This window comes from Parabacteroides sp. CH2-D42-20 (genome assembly GCF_003670185.1).
GTDB classification, from domain to species: Bacteria; Bacteroidota; Bacteroidia; order Bacteroidales; family Tannerellaceae; genus Parabacteroides; species Parabacteroides distasonis.
Genome location: NZ_RAYG01000004.1, coordinates 37,546 through 58,756, shown reverse-complemented (window position 1 = coordinate 58,756; position 21,211 = coordinate 37,546). Strand labels below are relative to the sequence as shown.

The following is a 21,211-nucleotide window of genomic DNA, read 5'->3' as shown; positions in this document are numbered from 1 at the left end:
TTATTCTATATTTATTCGTTTTTGAATGGCAAAGATAGGTATTTTAGTTGACAGTTGACACCAAATTCAAGCCGTTTATGACTTGAACCGCATCACGCTCTTTACAGTCATCGACTCATCATTGGCAGTGAGGTAAGTAACCGAATAGTCCTTGCCTCCCTCCTCGACATTGACAATCACATGACCGGCATCAAACGACGAGGGGTTAAGTATATCAAGCCACGGCTGTCCGGCATCCTCGGCACGACGCTCCGCGGGAAACACGGTAGGACACACGATGCGCTCGCCGGGATAAAGATTCCGGTTATAAAAACGCTCCATGACCGAGGGCAGCGTATGAAGCTGATCCCACACGTTGTTGACAACTACACGCGGACGCAACGCAGCCACGAGCTTATCAGTCATTGACTTGTGTCCGTGGTGATTGATTTTCGCCACACTCACCGGCTCAACCACGTCGGCTATCGCATCCTCTATCTCGAATCTCTTTCCATTAGGCAACTCCCAGCCATCCGAGAAGTCTCCCGCCGTATAAAACTTGAAATCACCGTAGGTAAAGATCACACCCAGGCTCATCCCGTTTTCACTGAACTTAACCGGATTGGATTTCTTGCGCTCCGCATAGAGGTCACGTATATTCCCCTCCTTATCGGCAATGCGGCCGTTGGCACAGATATTTCTTACCGAGAATCCCGGATATGCCGTAGCGTCTTTCTTCAAGGCGATCTGGTTGGTTTCGCCAAGACGGAACTTCTCAATCTCCATCTTCTTATGAGCCAACATATAGTCGTAAAAATCCTTCATGTGCTCAAAAGCATCGGCTGCCTCCTGGGTCAAAGGAAGAGGATCGTTGTAGTCGGGCCAGCAACGGTCAAAAGCCTTGCCAAACGTAAGGTACTCGGCAGCCTGAGAGAATCCACTTAGGTAGTAATCCTTACCATCCCTCGTCTCCTTACGAGCGTAGAATTTATTGTTGCCACCGTGATCTGAATGATAGTGCGTCAACATCATATAATCAACATAATCCTTCTGAGGGTTCACTCTCCGGACATAGCGTGAGATCCACTCCCCGGCATGCCGATCGGGATTGGGAAGCACCGGCACAGCCAATTTACCGCGCCCAACCGCATTATGATCACCACAATCAAGCAGCATCGTTGTACCGTCGGGGAAAATCAAGAACATCGATTCCGACACCCCGGTATAAATCAGATGAATCTGGAACTGCCCCTTTTTCCATCCTTTCCATGCTTTTCCTACTTCAGCATCCTTAGCGCCCCACGCCAAAGCCTCCCTGAAATCCATCAAACAAGCAGCGCTCACAAGCGTAGCATTCTTCAAAAAACCTCTTCTATCCATCATTCAAAACCGATATTAATATTAGCCTACCCACAAATATACGGAATAATTCTTAATTCTATTAAATACCCGGCCGTGGCGAATCCTTGCTAGCGTGCATCGTAGAAACAAAGGCATTCGGATCGATCTCTTTCACCTCATCTTTCAAGCGGGGCATATCTTTTCGTTCAGCGATCGTGAATATAATCTCAGTCTCATTTCCCTGATACATTCCCTTACCGTGAATAAAAGTACCCCTCATACCCATTTTATCGACTATCAAGGTCTTCAACTCCTGTGTCTTACGAGAGACAATGAAGACGGCACGGTTCGGGTTCTCCGTCTGGAACATCTCCACGATCTTTCCATATACGAAAATAGTAAACCAAGAATACAAAGGTACCGCCCAATCCTTAAACACGATCAAGCCCAACAATACGACCGCGGAATCCAATACGATGATCATATTGCTAACCTTCAAGTTGGAGTCATTAGCGATCACACGTGCCAATACATCCGTACCGGCACTCGTACTTTGCGCCCGGAAAATACAGGTAACGCCCAAGCCTAAAATAGCTCCACCGTAAAAGGCGGCGATAAAGGCATCGTTCTCCACCAATGGATCGGTAAGGAAATAAGATAATGAGTCGGTAAATATAGAGATCAGCAAGAAAGTGACGATCGTCTTCGGGCCGGAAGACAATCCGATCTTTTTCATCGCCAAAATCAGCAACGGGATATTGAAGCAAAGCGCCGTCGCACCCATCGGCAAACCATCCGGGAAGAACGGGAACAAATCTTTCGTCACATAGTGGATTACGATAGAGATACCGTACACACCTCCCGGTACGATTTTGTAAGGCGCTAGGAAAAGCACGTAACTAAGTGCCTGCAAAAATGAACCTACCACGATTAAGGAGTAGTCCATTACATTTCTCTTCAAAGTAGCATTAGAAGGGACTAAAAGTTGTTGTGTTGTCATGACTCGAATTAAGCGTTATTTGTAAAACGCCGCAAACTTACACAATCTTCTTCGATTTATACGCAAGCCTTAAAAAAAAGTATCCCCACTATTTACCTTTTGACAGGAAATAGTGGGGGACACACTCTTATATAGTATAAATTACTTACTTGCGTTATCCGCTAAGTACACTTCCGGGAACGTATTAACACCCAGTGTACGGTTGTTATTATTCGTGATGTTCAATAAAGTAACATACTTACGATATTGATCCGGGCTCAAAGCCTTCTTCATCAACTTCAAGTTACCGTAAACCGCCTGATACATCTTCTTGTCCTGCAATTTAGCGCTAGCTTTTACACTTGCGTTCTGCATCTCGATGAAATATTCGTTGATGTTAGCTACCTCGTCCAACTGGCTCGGAGTCAATTGCAAATAGTTCGCTAACTTCTCTGTACTTACCACAAACGGTTCTCTACTCAAACTCGGTTTCTGAGCGAAGCTCATTGTCGCACACATCAATAAGGCTGCGACTGCCATTCCAAAACGTTTCATAATACCTAAAAACCTTAAATTGTTAAACCTAAACAAAAACCTTAAAAACACATAGCCCAATCACATTGGCTTAATTACTTCTCAGCCAAATAACTGTCCAAAAGCGGATTAGAAACCTTATCTTCCTGATTAGCGCGAGTCACATTAATCAACGCTACATATTTACGATATTGATCTTTAGTCAATGCACGTTTCATCAGTTTCAAATTACACAACAATGCGTTGCGAGTTTCTTCCGGTCTTGCGTTATTGCAAAGCGCTTCCGCAGACAGGGGTTGACCTAATTGATTCTCGAAGTAAGTATTAATCTCTGACACCTCAGCGATCTGGTTTGCGTCAAGCTGCAAATATCTGCTTAGCTTATCGAAACTCATACTCTTTGAATCACTAACCTTTTGAGCGAAGCTCATTGTCGCTACCATCATTAAAGCGACTACCATCATACCTAAACGTCTCATAATACCTAAAATTTAAACCTAAACTAAGACCTTAACTAATAAATGCGGCGTTTCCGCATCTTCTATCTTTCTCTTTTTGTTACTGCAAATATAACAGTATGTTTTATAACATTGTTCTTCAATACGGTTAATTTTTGCAAACAATTGACGTTATTGATATATATCAAGGCATATAGCAATCATTTTGTAACACATATTACGATAAACACTATCTATTTCATCATAGACACCGTTTATAAACAAACAAAAGCCTAGATATATTCTTATACAAGCCTAGCTGTATTCTTATACGATACCATATCTATTCTATAATCTCCGTCGTGGATTATACAAACCACAGCGTGGTCTATAAAAACCACGACATGATCTATACAGACCACGACGTGGTTTATAGAATAGATACAGTCACAAGATACTTTTTATGCAATAGCTTGATACTTTACATCTATCCTTTACTTATTTATCGGCTAGATAAACATCGGGGAAGGAAAGCCCGCTCGTCATCCGGTTATTATTGTTCGTTACGTTGATCAAAGCCACGTATTTCCGATATTGATCGGTGCTTAACGCCTTTTTCATCAACTTTAAGTTGCCAAATACGGCTTGCCGCATCCGTTTATCCCGCATTTTATGACTTCCCCTCAAGCCCTCGCTTTGCTTTTCCCTAAAATAATCGTTGATCATCCCTACCTCATTAATCTGGCTGGGACGTAATTCCAGATAGCTTACCAATTGGCCCACATTGACTACAAACGGTTCTTTATGTAAGCTCGATTCCTGCGCAAAACTCATTGTCACACTTACCAACAAGGCTGACATAGCCATTACTAAACGTTTCATACTACCTATTCCTTTCATTTGTTAAACCTTAAAAACCTATTTCTCTGTGATCTTTGATACAAATATAGGGTGAGGTTTCCCGCTAGAAAAGGAAGAATCGACGAAGTACGCCGTAGGTTTAGACGAAACCGGGAATCGAAATGTATGAATCAATATCTTCTGTATTTACAGTCCAAGTCAAACAATTGAAAGCCCCTCCATATTCTTCAACAATAGGTGCAATAATGATTTGATGGATTCGTCCTTTATAATCGGGATATAACCTCTCTATCTGACCCATGGCTTCATTGTCAGAATCTGTTCCTAATCCGGGTACTATGACGAAATCTTTTGTGCGAAGCAAATTAACATAGGCCCAGTTATTCTTTTCATCATGCGTGAAAATCAATTCATGAGTATCAAATACATCATTCAAGAGTTTTCTCATTTCTTTAGCGATATTCTTAGGATAAAGAGAAAAATATGCCATGATAGAAGGTTTGGACGATAACCCATTAATAAAATTAACAATTCCATCTGTGTGTCCGCATTCATCGCTAGTATCCCATGGTAACCATACTATTTTTGCACCCAAATCTTTTTCCAACATAGAAGTAATTTCCGCCTTTGAGAAATCAGGATTCTCTATAAGAACCTTTTCAGTCATTACGACCCAAGTCTCTTCGTTGATATTATTACATACAACTATATTCCCTCCATCAACAAGCAACTTTGACTTTGAAATCTTAGGAGTAAAATCAGTGATATGCTTTACCGTATCATTCGGATTCGTTTTATACTTCCTTAAATCAGTCAAATAATCCGGATCATATTGGAACTGCACGAACTCATTGCTTCCAACTTGAATCGGCATGAAATCTCTACACCAATAATCTTTGGTATAGGTCAATCTGCCTGCCGAATAACCATAGATTGATAGGACATTACATATCTCCTTCCATATTGACGGATAGTTCAAGGCTAACAGATTGGAGAAATATACTTTATTCTTTTGATTCTCTGACAGTACCATATCGTAAGAGTTATCTATTCCAAGGTTTTATCGAATAAGTATTTACAACTGATTTCCTCGTGCTGGGATTATATCGTTTCAGTTCAGCATCTTCAAAGCCCCACTTTCCACTTTTGTGCATATATTTTTTGTTGTAAAAACAATACGGTGCATTCTTCATAGAACTTCCCACAGGAACATTATGCCGTATTGCTGTTTCCAACTCGACCTGAGTATCTTTTTCTTCTCCATAAGTCAATTTCGAAAACACATTTTCTGAACCTCCCATATAGTTTATGAGTGCATAACAGCAATCCCAAGGACCAGTTACTACCGACTGCTCTTTACCTTCAATTCGTAACAATGAACGAATCAATATGCCACCATAGCCATTATCGGATTTGAAGCAAAGATCCATACCGCTAGCATGTACCAAGTATTGCGCAGGCTGAGTATTATTACGTGGGTAGACAAAAGGCACTTCTTTTTTTCCCTCATTATCAAGCTTGTTATCTTTATGGGCTTCACTCCAAAAGTAAAATTCAACTTCAAGGAATTTGTACTTTACGGCTTCGCCTTGTTTGATAAAGCAATGCTCGAATAATTCAGTCGCAATATCCGCAAATATTTTTTGAGCATTATCCTCATTGACATTCCCAATTGTAAATAGACTATTAATTTTATCCATATTTTATGATTTAAGTTCCACATTTAGATCAAGAAATCAGCTTATTCCTCTCGTACGAGGCTTTTACCAAGCGGATATAGACGAATAAGGAAAGAAGGCAACAAACCGCCCCGACTCCGTAGGCGGTAGCCAGATTGGCACGGGTAGCGATAAAGCCGGCGGATAACATCCCGATCCCCATCCCGAAATCGAAAGAGGTCAAGTAGGTGGAGGTAGCCGTACCGCGCATATGGTGCGGAGCGACATTCACGAAAAGACATTGAAAAGCCGGTACACTCACGCCAAAACCGATACCGATCGCCAAGGCGCAAGCGAAAAAGACAAACGATGTATGTACGGTAGCGAACACGGAAAACGAGATCGCTAAAGAGACCAAGGATACGATGGACACGACATGGATCTTGCCATGGTCCACTAACCGTCCGGAAATCAAACGGGCCGTCCCTACACCGATCGCCATAAATATAAAGAAGTAGCCGGGGTCCGGCACCTCGATCTCTTTACCATATAATACCACGAACGAGAGCAACATCCCATAAGGTATAGCGACCAGCAAATAGGCCAAGGCCGCAGGAAGTGCTTTCACCAAGATAAAACGATCCAACGAGAAGGCCGGACGAGGCACTTTCTCCCGTTTCGGATAACGGATCAGCCCGACGGAGCCGATCCCGACCAATGCGATCACCAAAGCGACCCCTATAATCCAGAAGAACCCCTGCCGGTCGTACAACCCGACCGCAACCAAAGGGGCCAAAGACATCGCGAGATTGATCGTCAATCCGTAAAAGCCCATGCCTTCTCCCCTTCGCTTGGAAGGGATCACGTCTATCGTAATCGTATTGCCGGAAACAGAGGTCAGTCCCATGAACCCGCCTTGGATGAAACGAACCGCCATGATCGTATAGACCGTCATGGCAAACCAATAACCGGCGAACAGACAGGCGAATATCGTGAAGGCGAATACATATAACGGTTTGCGGGAGAAACAATCTACCAGATATCCCGAGAACGGGCGCACGCACAGCAAGCCGATCGTATAGCTAGACAAGACCATCCCCACCTCAGACGTGCTGATGCCCAATTCCTCTACCAGATAGACCGGCATAGTAGGCATCAACATATAAAAGGCGAAATTCATCAAGAAGTAAGAGATACAACATTGGACGAAATTCCGGTTCCAAAGTACAGGTTTAGTCTCGCTCATTCCTCTTTATTACTTATGCCAGCTCGCTCAACTCCAGCCAGCGCATCGTTTTCTCGTCGATCTCTTCCATGACTTGGGTGATCCGTTGAGATTTAGCCATGAGCTCGTCCGTAGACAAAGTACCACTGCTCATAGCGGTCTCCAACTCCGCTTTCTCTGCCTCCAAAGCCGGTATCTCCTCCTCTAAGGCCTCGAACTCTTTCCGCTCCTTGAAAGTGAGTTTTTTCTTTTGCTCATTGACAGGACGAGACGGTTTCTCCGGAGCCGGGTTTTGTCTCGCTTGCAAAGCAGCCTCCGCCTCTTTTTCCAGTTGGTCTTGCACGTCTTTCCAATCCCGGTACTGCGTATAGTTGCCGGGGAAATCCTTGATATCGGCGTTACCCCGGAAAACCAGCAGGTGATCTACCACCTTATCCATAAAGTAACGGTCGTGGGAAACAACGATAGCGCACCCCTTGAAGTTACGAAGGTATTCCTCCAATACGTTCAAGGTCACGATATCCAGATCATTGGTCGGCTCATCGAGCACCAAGAAGTTCGGGCTACGCATCAATACCGTACATAAATACAGGCGACGTTTCTCCCCACCGCTCAATTTATAAACGTAACTATGCTGTTTCTCCGGCGTGAACAGGAAATAGTTCAGGAACTGGGAGACACCCATCTTCTGTCCGTTACCCAAATCCACGTATTCGGCGATCGCCTGCACCACGTCGATCACTTTCATTTGCTCATCGAACTTCAAGCCATCTTGACTGTAATAACCGAAACGAACGGTCTCGCCGACATCGAAATGGCCGCTATCGGGAGCCACCTCCCCCATCAGCATCTTGATAAAGGTAGATTTGCCCGTACCGTTATTCCCGACAATACCCATCTTCTCGTAACGGGCGAAAATATAGTTGAAATCCTCCGTAATCTTCAAATCACCGAAACGTTTGCTTACATTCACCGCCTCGAAAATCTTCGAACCGATGTAAGAAGCCTTCACGTCCAAGTTCACCTTTCCGGTATCCCGTTGTTGCTTCGCTTTCTTTTCCAGCTCATAAAAGGCATCGATACGGTACTTCGCTTTCGTGCCCCGTGCCTGCGGCTGGCGGCGCATCCAATCCAGTTCCGTACGGAGAAGATTCTTCGCGCGCTCCACGTCGGCGTTCATCGCCTCGACACGCTCTTGGCGTTTCTCCAGATAATAACTATAATTACCTTTATACGAATAGATTTGCTTATTATCGATCTCGATGATCTCACTACAAACACGATCCAAGAAGTAACGGTCGTGCGTCACCATCAAGATACTGATATTGGCCCGGCTCAGATAATCTTCCAGCCATTCGGTCATCTCCAGATCCAAATGGTTCGTCGGCTCATCCAAGATAATCAATTCAGGGTCCGTGATCAAGACATTCGCCAAGGCTACCCGTTTCAACTGTCCTCCGGACAATTCCCCGATCTTCTGATTGAAGTTATGAATCTTCAACTGCCCGAGGATTTGTTTCGCCTTTTGCTCATAATCCCACGCCTTGAAGCTATCCATACGGGTAAGGATGTCCTCCAGATTCGAATGATCCTCTTTCGCCATCGCCTCCTCGTACTCAGCGATCAACCGGACAGTCTCGTTCTTCGAGTGGAAGCAAGCCTGTAGCACGGTCAGTTCTTCCGGGTAGGAAGGTGATTGCTCCAAATACCCGACCCGCAAGTCTTTCCGGAAAACCACCTCACCCGAGTCGTAATCCTCCTTACCACCGATAATATTCAATAAGGTAGTCTTACCCGTCCCGTTTTTAGCGATCAACCCGATCTTCTGTCCTTGTGCGACTCCGAACGTTATATCCTCGAAAAGAACCAAATCACCGAAGCTCTTGGTCAGCTTATCTATCTGAAGGTAACTTATCATGTTTTCTTATTTAAATTCAAATCGGAAGGCAAACTTACACAAAATCCTCGAATTTTAAGCTTTTCTCCGTACCTTTGGTGGAAGAATAAGAAAAACACCATGAATGTTAGAATAGATGAAAGTTGGAGAAAACGTCTGCAAGAAGAATTTGACAAGCCTTATTTCGAGCAATTGGTGACATTTGTCAAAAACGAATATAAGCAAGCGCACGTACTTCCTCCCGGGCCTCAGATATTCCATATATTTAACGCATGCCCGTTCGAGAAGGTTAAAGTCGTTATCTTGGGACAAGACCCCTATCCTAATCCGGGGCAATACTACGGGGTCTGTTTCTCGGTACCCGATGGCGTGGCGATTCCCGGCTCCTTGATGAATATATTCAAAGAGATCCACGATGATCTTGGGAAACCGATCCCTTCCTCCGGGAATTTGGATCGTTGGGTAAGCCAAGGCGTATTTCCGATGAATTCCGTCCTCACGGTACGTGCCCACCAAACAGGTTCGCACCGGAACATGGGATGGGAAACATTCACGGACGCCGTTATCAAGAAATTAAGCGACGAACGGGAAAATCTAGTATTCATGTTATGGGGCAGTTACGCAAAAGCCAAGATTTCCCTTATCGATACGAGCCAGCATTTGGTCCTAACGACCGTACATCCATCTCCCCGCTCCGCCGAATATGGTTTCTTCGGTTGTAAGCATTTCAGTAAGGCTAATGATTTCTTACGGGGTAAAGGCATCCCGGAAATCGATTGGTAAGTATAAATCAACCTAAATCAATCGCATATGGATATTCAAACTTTCATCAACAATTATTACGAGGCATTTTCTCTAAAGGCGGAATTGCCGATCGCTTTCTGGTATTCCGATTCTCTGCTTGGAGAATTAAAGCAGACACAAGGCTGTTTATTCAAGGCCCTTCCCGCTATCAGGCAAGGCGAGATTATCAGATACCTCCATTTCGCAAGGATCGATCGATTAATCTCGTTTGAAAAGGTAGAGGGGCTTTTGTTCCTCGCGACTCCGGATATCTTGTCAGGGTTAATTACTTGGACCTTTTTCGACAACAATAATCCGGATGCCGTCTCCACACCATTTGGTTCCGGTTGCAGCTCTACCATCACGCTCACTGTCAACGAAAATAGACAAGGAGGTCACCGCACGTTCCTTGGTTTCTTCGATCCCTCGGTCCGACCATATGTGGAAAGCAACTTATTAAGTCTCACGATCCTGATGTCACGTTTCAAGACGATGTATCAGACAATGCGTAACTCCTCCCTATACGATACACACGCATGGGCGAAAATAAAAACCAGAATCAATGAAGGCTGATTTTTATACGGAAGTTTATAACATCGTCAGAGAGATACCGGAAGGATGTGTGGTTACCTACGGGCAGCTAGCCAAGCTCGCCCGAAGGCCACAATGTTCCCGTATGGTAGGGCAGGCAATGTTCAACGTCCCGAAAGAACTGAACCTGCCTTGCCACCGGGTGGTAAACAGCCAAGGCAGATTAGCTCCCAACTGGGCGGAACAACGGGGATTATTGGAGAAAGAAGGCATTACCTTCAAGAAGAATGGCTGCGTTGACTTGAAGAAACATATTTGGGAGGATATATTACCGATTATCTAATCCGATAACAAAATGTAAAATCAGCAAGTTCTTAAAAGAACCATTCCCAATGCTATTTGCCAAGATCATTCTTTTCCAACCATTCGCCCAGCAGATCCGCTAGTTGGCCATTATTCAAATCCTGCATCAAGAAATGGGTATTACCATAAATACCGATCTTGGGCAACTCAACTAAGGTCGCGTTTCCCCCATGCCTATTTATGGCCTCCACGAATTTACGTCCCATTTGCAGACGTACACGCCAATTCTCGCCACCAAGATTCTCTGATGGAGTCTCCGGAATATAATCACCGAAATACATTACGATTGGAATCCGGGTAAGTCGCAAGAACTGTTCCATAGGAATAGCGAATCCAGCCGCCCCACCGGTAAGTCCGGCGATCGGATCAGGCACCTCCCCCTCGGGAAACACATAGCCACCCGGCTCATATGAAACGACAGCCTTGACATTCGGATTTTGTATAGCGGCCATCCATCCCGGGAAACCTCCCGCCGAATGTGTTACAAGGATATTGTCCCCTATTTTTTCCGTCAAGGCATTGATTGCCGGTACATCTTGTTTGTGATCACTGATATCGGGCGTCATCTCCCGGAAAAACTGCGATAGATAGGCTGAATCAGACGGGAACTGCACACCTTTGTTATATTCCGGCCAAATCCCGATACGCCAGATGTCAAACCAGAACATCTCATCGGCCAGCGGCTTGACCGTAGTCGTAGCAGATGTCCTTCCGGCACGGCCACGACCGGGAAGATCCATCACGTAACAGCTATATCCCCGGCGTAACATGAGAGTAGCGAAACCATCCCGCCCATCGGGTGTCATTTGCCAACATACTCCAGAGCCACCATAACCATGAACATAAACCAAAGGCAATTTTTTCGCATGGGCCGGAACTTGGAAATCCACGAAAGCATGATCCGCACGATAGCTCTGCCCGGTCTCGACTTGGGTAGCCCAACCGACAAACTTACTGTTGTCATACGTACCCGGACGCTGTATGGTTTGTCCTCCTACTGAGAAATGCCCTTGTTTAGCGATCACTAAATCCTGAGCATCTGCCATTCCAAACACGGGTATTAATAAAGCTAATAATAAAATCTTCTTCATATTCTTCTGATTCATTTTTTATCCGTTAATTGTCCGAGCACATCACGTAATGGATCTGAACTCTTTTTCCCTAGGTTTATCTCTACGATATTTAGCAAAGCCGTAAGTTGCTCTGGCGTAATACCCAGATGCAAGCAAATTGACATATGGCCGTAAGCCATAGGTTCAACACCGCCAACGCCTGCCAATACAGACACGGTCGCCAATTCACGCTCCCTATATGTCAATAAGTCGCGCTCAAAAAGGTCCGCGAACAGATGTTCCTTGAGGAAACGTTCGATCGTCGGGGCAAATACCGCATATCCGGTTTTAGGGACAGAAGCAGACGTACCCGATATTTCCGCCAGAATATCCCGTCCCCGCTCATATCGACTCCCACCATCCTCGATAGCAGAGGCTTCACGACCCTCTACATCTTTAATTCCCATGCTTTTTCTCTCTTCAATGACTTGCATAAATGTCTGTATGGCTCTTAAGCTGCGAGGAAATCCACAATAAGCATAGGCATGTATTAGTACTTCGTTTACTTCATTAACGGTCATACCGGATTCAAGTCCTTTCACAAGCGCCTGTCTCAGATGCGCCAAGTCTCCCTTGCCCGTGTACGCCGCGATAGAGACAATGGCTTGTTCCCTGGCTTCCAATACCCGGTTTGCTTCGGCATACACATTCTCCGCTTGGCTTGTCGCTTCTTGATATTCCTTCTCTCCCACCGGACTGAGCCACACCGCCTCATTCGTTTGAGGATTGCAACTTACGGCAACGTGAGCAAACCAGCTATCCGGAGCCGCCCCATGCCAGTGAATCACGTCAGGCGCAATTTCCACGATATCCCCCGGATACAATCTTCTGGCCGGTTTCCCCTTTTCCTGATAGTAGCCTATGCCTGCTGACGCGACAAGTATCTGCCCCCCTTTATGATAATGCCAGTTATTCCGGCAACGAGGCTCAAAAGTGACATTAGACATTGGGACATTCAGCTCCCTATTAACCGTAATTGGAGCGATATACGCCTGACCAATGAAGTTCTTCGCGGACGCTTCCGGCAACTTAGTACCCAAGGGGTACGGTTGTCTGAAATTATCCATATTTTGCGCCATGGTGAAAACCGGGAACAAACATAGGCAGAAAAGCCGGATTAGAAAGTTCTGTCTCATATTCATATGTATTTATCATTATTCTCCTACCGTACGAGTAAATGCTAAGGTAGCAAGTTTCCATTGTCCGTCTTCCTTCACGTACGTCTCAGTCACGATGAAAGGGAACCTGACCTCCCTACCACCAACTACCGAATTAAGATGAATACGGCTATATACGATTCCGGCGCAACCGGCGAAGTTACGACCAAAGGAGTTTTGAGACAATACAAAAAAGTCGGTGTCAACTACAAATTTTACCGAAAAGGAAAGGAGTGAAGCTAGCTTACAAGGTCACTCCCTATAATCTGAGGACTTTATACCTAAATTATGCTGCACATAACGGCTGAAATAAGAGGGAGAAGAGAAACCAAACAAATCGGAAATATAAACGAAAGATAATGACTTATCACGCAAAAGCCGTGATATATCCAATATCGTATAACGGTTAATCCAATAATTTGCCGCATAGCCACTCACCTTTTTCGTCACTTCCGATAAATACTTCGGCGTCACGCATAATTCCGAGGCATAGTATGTAACGTCTCTATGCTGGCGATAAACCCCATCTTCCAGCATTTGCAGGAACTTACTCATAATGGAGGCATATTGGGCCGAGATCTTCTCCTCCCCATAAATATGTGAGTGAAAATCGAAGAAATCCAGAATCATTGTCTGGATCACATTAATCATTATGTCACGATAAAAATTATGGTTTTCATTGTTAAACCTATACTCTATATTCTCGAAATCTTTCTTACAGATATCCTGTTGCTCGCGATCCAGACGCATCACAGGATTCAGGAACAAAGATAACTGGCCTTTCATTCCATAATTATTCTGGGGAGTACAAAGCTCAATGAATTGGGGAGTGACATAAATGACTTTAACCTTAAAATCCGCAGATGGGGTGATCTTCTCAACCAGTTTTCCTTTACGCACAATCATACAATCTCCTTCATGTAACTCGAATGGATTTCCATTGAACTCGAATTTACATGCTCCACCCAAACACAAGGCATGAGACAGATACTCTTTATAAATATCTGTCCCAAGCCCATTCAGACTATCAGAGATAATAACACTATCTTTGTCATATTTCATGATACCCCCATTTTAGATCGTACAAATTTAATCAAATTACAATTTCATCCCGAAGAAATCTTTCATTTTATTTACCGCTAGATTCACATATTCCGGGACAAAATAAGTTTTGATATGCTCCGCTCCTGGAATAAGATACATCTCTTTATCTTTTGTTCCGGTAGCCTTTTCAAAAGCTTCGTCAGACATATATTTTGTATCGGCATCACTTCCGGCGATCAATAGCAAAGGCTGGTCGATCAAGTCGATATGATCCGTAGCATCCCAAGTCATAAGATCCAATAAACTGCTCATGGTATAGCGAAATGTCGAATTCGGATGAGCATGGGTTTTAAAGTAATACTCATAACCATCACGATATAGGGCAAACGGTAGTTTCGCCGCCTCCTCATCGGAGACATTCATCTCACCCGTGTATAGAACTTTGCCTTTGGCCTCTTCATTTCTAGCCTCAGCCGCTTGGGTTAAACGTTGTTGTATGGTATTTATCTGGGAATCCTGAAAACCATTACGACGTACACGCCCCGAATTAAACATGCTGAGTGTAGCGACCGCCTTTATCCGTTTATCACCCTGTGCAGCCCCAAGCGCGTAACCTCCACCGCCACAAATACCAAGCGCACCTATACGACTGGCATCTACACCCGGATATTGAGATATGAAATCCACCATACCATGAATATCTTCTATCCGGTTGGCCGGACGATCTGTATTCCGAGGCTCACCACCACTTGCTCCTTGATAACGCGCATCGGCAGCGATAGTTATATATCCAAGCTCTGCCAGCCGTTGCGCATAGAGACCCGCAACTTGTTCTTTCACGCCCCCATTAGGATGAGCAACAACAATAGCTACATACTCTTTTGAGGAATCATAATTCGCAGGAGTATAGACATTCGCCACTACCCCTATACCTCCAACCTCATACGAGACAGGATGTATAGTTACTTTTCCAACCACATTTTCACTTATCGCATCGCGATATACCAATCCATACTGATTCTGATTTTGTGCGGAAGCACTTATTACCATGTTCATAATTAATAAAACTACAATAATTTTACTCTTCATATTCTGTTATTTTTTGACCGCTAAGATACATTTACCCAATCATACAGAATGAATACAGATTACGGATTGTATCACCATTTTTACAGAAAACCGAAATAATTGTATTTATATCCGCAATTGTTGTTACACCGGTGGAGATACTTCTTCCCAACTTTGCGCTCAGATAAAATATAAATAAATATGGAATACAGAGTTTTGGGATTAAGCGGACTTAGGGTCTCAGCTATAGGATTGGGTTGCATGGGTATGAGCCATGCTTATGGCGCACCTGCCGACAGAAAAGAGATGACGGAATTATTTGCCCTCGCCGTTGATATGGGATATACCTTCTTCGATACGGCCGAAGTATATGGTACAAACACGAATCCTCATGACAATGAGGAGCTTTTAGGCGATGCCTTAAAGCCATTTCGTGATAAAATCGTGATCGCTACTAAGTTTGGACTCACTTTTGATAAGTCTAGCGAATGTGGCCCTTATCCCCTTATCCCGAATTCTAAACCGAAGTCGATTCGTTTAGCCGTGGAAGGCTCTTTAGCCAGACTTAAGACAGACCATCTTGACCTTTACTATCAGCATCGCATAGATCCCCAAGTAGAACCGGAAGAGGTAGCTGACACGATGGCCTACTTGATCAAGGAAGGCAAAGTATTGCATTGGGGTATATCAGAGGCGGGCGAGGACTATATTCGCCGTGCGCATAAGGTCTGTCCTATAACCGCCATACAAAATCGTTATTCCATGATGGCACGTTGGCATGAAAACCTTTTCCCCTCTCTAGAGGAATTAGGCATTGGCTTCGTTGCTTTCTCGCCATTGGCAAACGGTTTACTTTCCGCTTGCTATGATGTCAAAAGCGTATTCAACCCTCAAAATGATTACCGGGCAACTATGCCGCAATTCAAAAAAGAAAGTTTCGAGAAGAACAAGCCTCTTCTAGATCTCATAAACCATCTGGCCGATGAGCATCATGCTACTCCCGCACAAATATCCCTAGCTTGGATGCTACAAAAAAAGCCGTGGATCGTTCCTATTCCCGGAACTCGTCATCTCTGCCGGCTAAAAGAGAATGCGGGGGCTGTGGATATAAAGATAAATCCCGCCGAGATCAATCAGATAGACACGGCTCTTGACCATATGGATATGAGCGAGGTATTCGGTGGGACAAAAATCAAATAACAGCCAAGCATATAATCCTCCGCATGAAGGCATACGACTTTTAGTTGAAACCATTTTCTTAATATTTTGGTTATATAATAATATATATATATAAGATGAAACATGTAATTTTGACTATCGTTTTGCTATTGGCAAGCGGTTTAGTAATCGCACAAACAAAAATGAGTGATCAACTATCTAAAACAACTAAAATGAATGCACAAAGTAAAATCTATTTCGCCGGAGGATGTTTCTGGGGAACAGAACATTTCATGAAACAAATCAATGGTGTTACTAGTACCCAAGTGGGTTATGCCAACGGTAAAACAAGCATCAAAAATCCAACCTACGAACAGGTATGTAACGACAATACCGGATTTGCCGAGACAGTAGAAGTAAGCTACGATCCTCAACAAGCCGATTTAAAACTATTGTTAGAACTATACTTCAAGACCATAGACCCTACAAGTCTCAATCGGCAAGGTAATGACAGAGGATCACAATACCGTACCGGCATTTATTACACCAACGCCGCCGATCTGCCTATCATCAAAGAGGCTATAGAGACATTGGCTAAAAAGTACTCCAAGCCCATCGTTGTCGAGGTGGAGCCATTAGTTAATTTCTATCCGGCAGAAGAATATCATCAAGATTACTTAGGCAAACATCCGGACGGTTATTGCCATATAAGTCCGGAACTATTCGATTTCGCACGTAAAGCAAATAAGGAGAAAACGACCGGCAAGCCCCTTTCTGAAAAGAAATTCCAGAAACAGGATGATACGACACTACGCTCCAAACTGACGGCCGAGCAATATGCGGTAACACAAGAAAATGCCACGGAAAGAGCATTTAAAAATGAATATTGGAACGAAAAGCGTGAAGGTATTTACGTAGATATCACCACAGGAGAGCCTTTGTTCATATCGACAGATAAGTTCGACTCCGGTTGTGGGTGGCCTAGCTTCTCAAAACCGATAGATAAAGACCTTGTTATGGAAAATACCGATAATTCTCATGGCATGAAACGGATAGAGGTGCGCAGTAAAACAGGAGACGCACATCTGGGACACGTATTTAATGATGGTCCGACAGATAAGGGCGGATTACGATACTGCATCAACAGCGCATCCCTGAGATTTATTCCCAAAGCAAAAATGAAAGAAGAAGGTTATGGCGATTATATGTATCTTTTGGAAAAGAAATAAAACAAATCATAGGATCTACTATTTGAATAAAATCGTATGTATCGAGAATTTACCCCATGCGCCCTTTTAGCACCCTTCATCGATAAGTTTTGGGTGTTTAAAGGTTATGCTGAAATAGGAACACGCTTTAAGATTTTAGCGGACGGCTGCACGGATTTCATCTTTTCCATCGGGAATATGACAATTCCCGCGGATGAGCATCAAATGATCATGCAGCCTTATCGTTCCTTTTTTGTCGGTCCCATGAGGTCTTATTCCAATCTTACCGCTACGACAGATTCCCTACATATGCTAGGAGTTCGTTTCCAACCCTGTGGGCTGGCAGCTTTCACGAATGAGCCTTTGGGACAGTTTGCCGATCTTCGCATCCAGTCTTCAGATATTAACCTTTTATTCGATAATTCCTTTGCCGAGATGCTTTGCGAACAGCCGGACGATTCCGTCCGTATCCGCATTATCGAAGGCTATCTTATACGCCTTCTCACCCAATCCATTCAAGTAGACAGACAAATTATATACGCCACCTCATTTATAAAACAGTCCTGCGGACAGCTACCCGTACAAAACTTGATCGACAAGATTTGCATTTGCCAGCGGCATTTCCAACGTAAGTTCAAGGATGCCACCGGATATACTCCCAAAGAATTCAGCCGGATCATAAAATTCCAATATGCCATAGAAGTACTGAGGAACGCCCCACACACGGACTTAAGCAGCATCGCCTTAGATTGCGGCTACTATGACCATTCCCACTTTATCAAAGAATTCAAGCGTTTAGCGGGAGACGTTCCCTCTTACTTCCTTACTTTACCAAATCCTGCGGATGAACCGCTTACTTATATTTGATTAAAAATAAAATCGCAAGAATCTATCACATAAAAAGTCGTTTTTTTACAACCAGAAAGAATAGTCATTCCGTATGTTTGCACTATTGAACTTTTACAAATAAGAATCTTATGAATTACACTTTTGAACTAAAAGAACTACAAGCTACACACATCGTGTATCTTCATCATCAAGGAGATATGAGCTTGATCCCAAGCTCTATCAGAAAGCTTATGCAATGGGCCGGGCCAAAAGGACTTATAAACGGTCCGGCAAATAAACTTATATCAGTTTACCAACACGAAGGAAAGGAGTTAAGTGTGGATATCGGTTTAACAGTGCCTCAAGAGGTAGAGGGAGAAAATGAGATCTCAAAAGGATTATTATCCGGAGGACTTTATGCGATCGGGCATTTTGAGATAGGAACGGATGAAATACCCGCCGCATGGAGCTTGATGTACACGCTTACATCCAAACACCAATGCAAACCTTGTGCGGGCAAATCATTCGAGATCTATCAAAGCATCCCCCTCGATCAACATCCACAAGATAAATGTATGATCGATTTATGTATACCCGTCCAGATGATAGACCTCAAGCTAATCGAGGAAAAAGCAATTTCCATATTAACGGAATGTGATACCGCTATGCTCGCGTCTGTTACGGAAGAGGGTTATCCCCGTCCGGTTCCTATGGGAAAAATAATAGCGGATGGTATTTCCCAAATATGGTTCTCTACAGGCACGTTCTCTGATAAGACAATACAATTCCAACTCAACCCGAAAGCCGGAGTTTGCTTTATGAAAGGAGGAGACAGTATCGTGTTAACGGGTAAGGTCGAGATCGTTTCCGATATGGAAATCAAGAAAGCCCTTTGGTCTGACTGGATGTTCGCCCATTTCCCTGGAGGAGTAATAGATCCGAGCTATTGTATATTGAAATTCACTTCCGAAGAAGCGACTTATTGGATCGATAATGAATTTGTAAAAGCAAGTATATAAGTTATCACATCATACTATCGCATCTAAAATATTAAAAATCTTGATTGCCGCTAATTATAGAAGACGGCAATCAAGATTAATTCATTTATTCACTTCAGAAACCTCTCTAGCTCTTATTATTCTACCGCCACATAAATCTGAGTCAATAAATCCTCCGGCTTCGTATTACGAGGATCATTCAAGTAGATCTCGCCGCTAGGCACTTCCCGTAAGGAAAGACCCATCTCGGGGAGATATTTGCCGTAAAGCGTATCATACACAGCCCCTAATTGCTGATAAGTTCCCTTATAAAGAGCGACCATAAAACGCCCTTCCAATACCTTTTTCGTACCAATCTCCCCTTTAGGGCAAACCGAAGGAGCGACTTCCATACAAATATCGGTACGCAGCTTATCCGGTGAGGTTACTTTCGGATCATCATGGTACAAGCAGATCGGTGAAAAACTCAATGGCTGGATGTTTTGCTCCTTGGCGAATTGGAGCAAGCGCATCCAAGTTCCCAGATAATCGATTTCTTTATACCCTCCGTTTAGACGAATGTAGGCTACTTGTTTGCCGGGTAAATCTTTTACCTCGACCTTCAATTCCATATCGGGCATTATTCTATTCGGTTCCATAATTACATAATCTTTATTGTTTCTATATTCATTTGGAGAAATCCCATAAAACTGGCGAAAAACCTTAGACAAAGAAGAAGGTACGTCATATCCTACCTTATAGGCGATCTCCTTGACAGGTATTTCTGTATAACGCAAAAGCCGAGCGGCCGTCTCGACCCGCATCCTAACGATAAACGTACCAACCGGTTCCCCTAAGAACTCTGCGAAGATCCGATGAAAATGCCAACGAGAGAATCCGGATATCTCCGCCAGCTTATTTAGATCGATATCCTCGCCTAAGTGATTATTTATGTATTCAACCAATACATTGATACGTTGTTGATACTCTGTCTTTGTCGTTGTCTTTATTCGCATGATTCTTAGGATTTCAAGGCAAAAATAGAAGAATTATCCCGAACACACTTTTCCGATATTGCTAAAATGAACTATAAAGTAAAGATATCGTTTATTTAGCCCAAATCCGTTATCTTTACCATCTAAATTAAAATAGGAAACAATAACATGTTGAAAATAACAGCGCCTAGATTGGTAAAAAACTTACGGGAGGATGTGGACTGGATGGATTGTATATCCAGACAAGAGGATGATTTTACAGAATGTTCTTTCAATGGATTATGCGTCGAGGACGTATCTAAACAGAACCTATCCGTTAATTCCTGCTTATTCACCAATTGTGGTTTCATTGCTTGCAATTATCGTAAATCTCAGTTTAGCGATGTGGTATTTAAGAACTGTGACCTATCAAATATAAATTTATCCGGATGTGGCTTTTACCGGGTAGAGTTCATTGGGTGTAAACTTACCGGAACGAATTTCTCCGAATCAATCTTTAATCATACTACCATCCGGGATTGCAAAGGAGATTATGTAATCTTCTCCATGAGCAAACTCCGGAACGTATCTTTTAATCAATGCTTTTTACGAGGAGGCGGATTGGACAATTGCCAATTTACGAACGTAGAATTCGAACATTGTAATTTAGTAGAGGCCGAGTTTCACCGGACCTCTTTGAAAGGGATCGATCTTACTTCCTCCGAGATCGCCGGTATACGTATTGGCTCGATTCCCGGAGGAGAGTTGAAAGGTGCTACCGTAACCTCCTTACAAGCACTGGACATCGCTAGAATGTTAGGTATTACGATCAAGGATTAAAACTCCGGATGGCGTTTTAACCACACAACCGCATAGGAACAGGTAGCCAAAGGGCGCAACCCCTGTTCCTTTGCGTATTTATAAGCTGTTTCAACAAGAGTCGCCGCAATCCCACGCCCTTCCAAGTTTTTTGGGACAATGGTATGGATAATGTCCAAGGCATCTCCTCTTAAACGATATTCCACATAGGCTGTCAAGCCGTCTTCTACTACCTCGAAACGATGTTTCTCCGGATAGTGATTTACTGTATATTCCAT

At 43.6% G+C, this 21,211-nt stretch carries 24 protein-coding genes and 1 pseudogene; 9 read left to right on the top strand and 16 right to left on the bottom strand.

The features are described from left to right. Positions 1-75: 75 nt before the first annotated feature. The 9 genes from D7V92_RS03635 to D7V92_RS03585 all read right to left on the bottom strand — a co-directional run bounded on the left by D7V92_RS03635 (position 76) and on the right by D7V92_RS03585 (position 8,932). Complete coding sequence (locus tag D7V92_RS03635; RefSeq protein WP_036613173.1) at positions 76-1,362, bottom strand: MBL fold metallo-hydrolase; 1,287 nt, start codon at positions 1,360-1,362, stop codon at positions 76-78. A gap of 58 nt (positions 1,363-1,420) precedes the next feature. Continuing rightward, entirely contained in the window at positions 1,421-2,320 is a 900-nt protein-coding gene (locus D7V92_RS03630; protein ID WP_121772285.1) for a YitT family protein, read from the bottom strand. A gap of 141 nt (positions 2,321-2,461) precedes the next feature. After that, entirely contained in the window at positions 2,462-2,854 is a 393-nt protein-coding gene (locus D7V92_RS03625; protein ID WP_005854532.1) for a hypothetical protein, read from the bottom strand. Between the two features lie 74 nt (positions 2,855-2,928). Then, entirely contained in the window at positions 2,929-3,312 is a 384-nt protein-coding gene (locus D7V92_RS03620) for a hypothetical protein (protein ID WP_005854530.1), read from the bottom strand. 456 nt (positions 3,313-3,768) lie between these two features. Beyond that, entirely contained in the window at positions 3,769-4,152 is a 384-nt protein-coding gene (locus tag D7V92_RS03605) for a hypothetical protein (protein ID WP_044545832.1), read from the bottom strand. A gap of 118 nt (positions 4,153-4,270) precedes the next feature. Then, the gene (locus D7V92_RS03600) at positions 4,271-5,164 is read right to left on the bottom strand and encodes an agmatine deiminase family protein (RefSeq protein WP_009018133.1); all 894 of its coding nucleotides are present in this window, start codon (positions 5,162-5,164) and stop codon (positions 4,271-4,273) included. 10 nt (positions 5,165-5,174) lie between these two features. Then, complete coding sequence (locus D7V92_RS03595; RefSeq protein WP_036613185.1) at positions 5,175-5,831, bottom strand: hypothetical protein; 657 nt, start codon at positions 5,829-5,831, stop codon at positions 5,175-5,177. A 28-nt stretch (positions 5,832-5,859) separates the two neighbouring features. Continuing rightward, positions 5,860-7,035, bottom strand: a complete 1,176-nt coding sequence (locus tag D7V92_RS03590; protein ID WP_022191729.1) for an MFS transporter — start codon at positions 7,033-7,035, stop codon at positions 5,860-5,862. Between the two features lie 13 nt (positions 7,036-7,048). Beyond that, positions 7,049-8,932, bottom strand: a complete 1,884-nt coding sequence (locus D7V92_RS03585) for an ABC-F family ATP-binding cassette domain-containing protein (protein ID WP_005864442.1) — start codon at positions 8,930-8,932, stop codon at positions 7,049-7,051. A 99-nt stretch (positions 8,933-9,031) separates the two neighbouring features. On the opposite strand from D7V92_RS03585, the gene ung reads away from it, so the two are divergent. Genes ung through D7V92_RS03570 form a run of 3 tightly spaced genes read left to right on the top strand, consistent with a single transcriptional unit; the run spans position 9,032 to position 10,568 of the window. Beyond that, positions 9,032-9,694 (top strand): uracil-DNA glycosylase, encoded by a 663-nt coding sequence (gene ung, locus D7V92_RS03580; protein WP_036631024.1) that lies wholly within the window; start codon positions 9,032-9,034, stop codon positions 9,692-9,694. Between the two features lie 27 nt (positions 9,695-9,721). Then, on the top strand, positions 9,722-10,267 hold the full coding sequence (locus D7V92_RS03575; protein WP_121772284.1) for a DUF169 domain-containing protein: 546 nt from the start codon (positions 9,722-9,724) through the stop codon (positions 10,265-10,267). Then, positions 10,257-10,568: an MGMT family protein gene (locus D7V92_RS03570; RefSeq protein ID WP_005864435.1), complete on the top strand. Its 312-nt coding sequence runs from the start codon at positions 10,257-10,259 to the stop codon at positions 10,566-10,568. Before D7V92_RS03575 ends, D7V92_RS03570 begins: the two co-directional genes overlap by 11 nt. 52 nt (positions 10,569-10,620) lie before the next feature. On the opposite strand, the gene D7V92_RS03565 is transcribed toward D7V92_RS03570, so the two are convergent. The 5 genes from D7V92_RS03565 to D7V92_RS03545 all read right to left on the bottom strand — a co-directional run bounded on the left by D7V92_RS03565 (position 10,621) and on the right by D7V92_RS03545 (position 14,990). Next, entirely contained in the window at positions 10,621-11,679 is a 1,059-nt protein-coding gene (locus D7V92_RS03565; RefSeq protein WP_121772324.1) for an alpha/beta fold hydrolase, read from the bottom strand. Positions 11,680-11,690: 11 nt separating this feature from the next. Then, positions 11,691-12,842, bottom strand: a complete 1,152-nt coding sequence (locus D7V92_RS03560) for a carboxymuconolactone decarboxylase family protein (RefSeq protein WP_008780082.1) — start codon at positions 12,840-12,842, stop codon at positions 11,691-11,693. 12 nt (positions 12,843-12,854) lie between these two features. Further along, complete coding sequence (locus tag D7V92_RS03555; RefSeq protein WP_233572784.1) at positions 12,855-13,043, bottom strand: nuclear transport factor 2 family protein; 189 nt, start codon at positions 13,041-13,043, stop codon at positions 12,855-12,857. 66 nt (positions 13,044-13,109) lie between these two features. Further along, complete coding sequence (locus D7V92_RS03550) at positions 13,110-13,919, bottom strand: AraC family transcriptional regulator (protein WP_008780080.1); 810 nt, start codon at positions 13,917-13,919, stop codon at positions 13,110-13,112. A 36-nt stretch (positions 13,920-13,955) separates the two neighbouring features. Next, entirely contained in the window at positions 13,956-14,990 is a 1,035-nt protein-coding gene (locus D7V92_RS03545) for an alpha/beta hydrolase (RefSeq protein WP_121772283.1), read from the bottom strand. A 180-nt stretch (positions 14,991-15,170) separates the two neighbouring features. Here D7V92_RS03545 and D7V92_RS03540 point away from each other — a divergent pair, with 180 nt between their 5' ends. The 5 genes and pseudogenes from D7V92_RS03540 (at position 15,171) to D7V92_RS22385 (ending at position 19,182) form a co-directional block, all read left to right on the top strand. After that, on the top strand, positions 15,171-16,169 hold the full coding sequence (locus D7V92_RS03540; protein ID WP_005864422.1) for an aldo/keto reductase: 999 nt from the start codon (positions 15,171-15,173) through the stop codon (positions 16,167-16,169). Positions 16,170-16,264: 95 nt separating this feature from the next. Beyond that, positions 16,265-17,356 carry a peptide-methionine (R)-S-oxide reductase MsrB gene (gene msrB, locus D7V92_RS03535; RefSeq protein WP_036613204.1) on the top strand — a complete coding sequence of 364 codons (1,092 nt, stop codon included), beginning with the start codon at positions 16,265-16,267 and terminating at the stop codon, positions 17,354-17,356. 36 nt (positions 17,357-17,392) lie between these two features. Next, complete coding sequence (locus D7V92_RS03530) at positions 17,393-18,202, top strand: helix-turn-helix domain-containing protein (RefSeq protein WP_036613207.1); 810 nt, start codon at positions 17,393-17,395, stop codon at positions 18,200-18,202. A 110-nt stretch (positions 18,203-18,312) separates the two neighbouring features. Continuing rightward, positions 18,313-18,750, top strand: a pseudogene (locus tag D7V92_RS22390) (GyrI-like domain-containing protein); the annotation flags it as partial. Between the two features lie 15 nt (positions 18,751-18,765). Beyond that, complete coding sequence (locus D7V92_RS22385) at positions 18,766-19,182, top strand: pyridoxamine 5'-phosphate oxidase family protein (RefSeq protein WP_227805176.1); 417 nt, start codon at positions 18,766-18,768, stop codon at positions 19,180-19,182. Positions 19,183-19,298: 116 nt separating this feature from the next. Here D7V92_RS22385 and D7V92_RS03520 read toward each other — a convergent pair whose 3' ends face one another. Next, positions 19,299-20,156, bottom strand: coding sequence for a GyrI-like domain-containing protein (locus tag D7V92_RS03520; RefSeq protein ID WP_005864418.1), 858 nt, complete (start codon positions 20,154-20,156; stop codon positions 19,299-19,301). A 147-nt stretch (positions 20,157-20,303) separates the two neighbouring features. Between D7V92_RS03520 and D7V92_RS03515 the strand changes: the two genes are divergently transcribed. Then, complete coding sequence (locus D7V92_RS03515) at positions 20,304-20,954, top strand: pentapeptide repeat-containing protein (RefSeq protein ID WP_005854501.1); 651 nt, start codon at positions 20,304-20,306, stop codon at positions 20,952-20,954. On the opposite strand, the gene D7V92_RS03510 is transcribed toward D7V92_RS03515, so the two are convergent. After that, the gene (locus D7V92_RS03510; RefSeq protein WP_005864416.1) at positions 20,951-21,211 is read right to left on the bottom strand and encodes a GNAT family N-acetyltransferase; all 261 of its coding nucleotides are present in this window, start codon (positions 21,209-21,211) and stop codon (positions 20,951-20,953) included. The two genes, D7V92_RS03515 and D7V92_RS03510, sit on opposite strands and share 4 nt — an antisense overlap.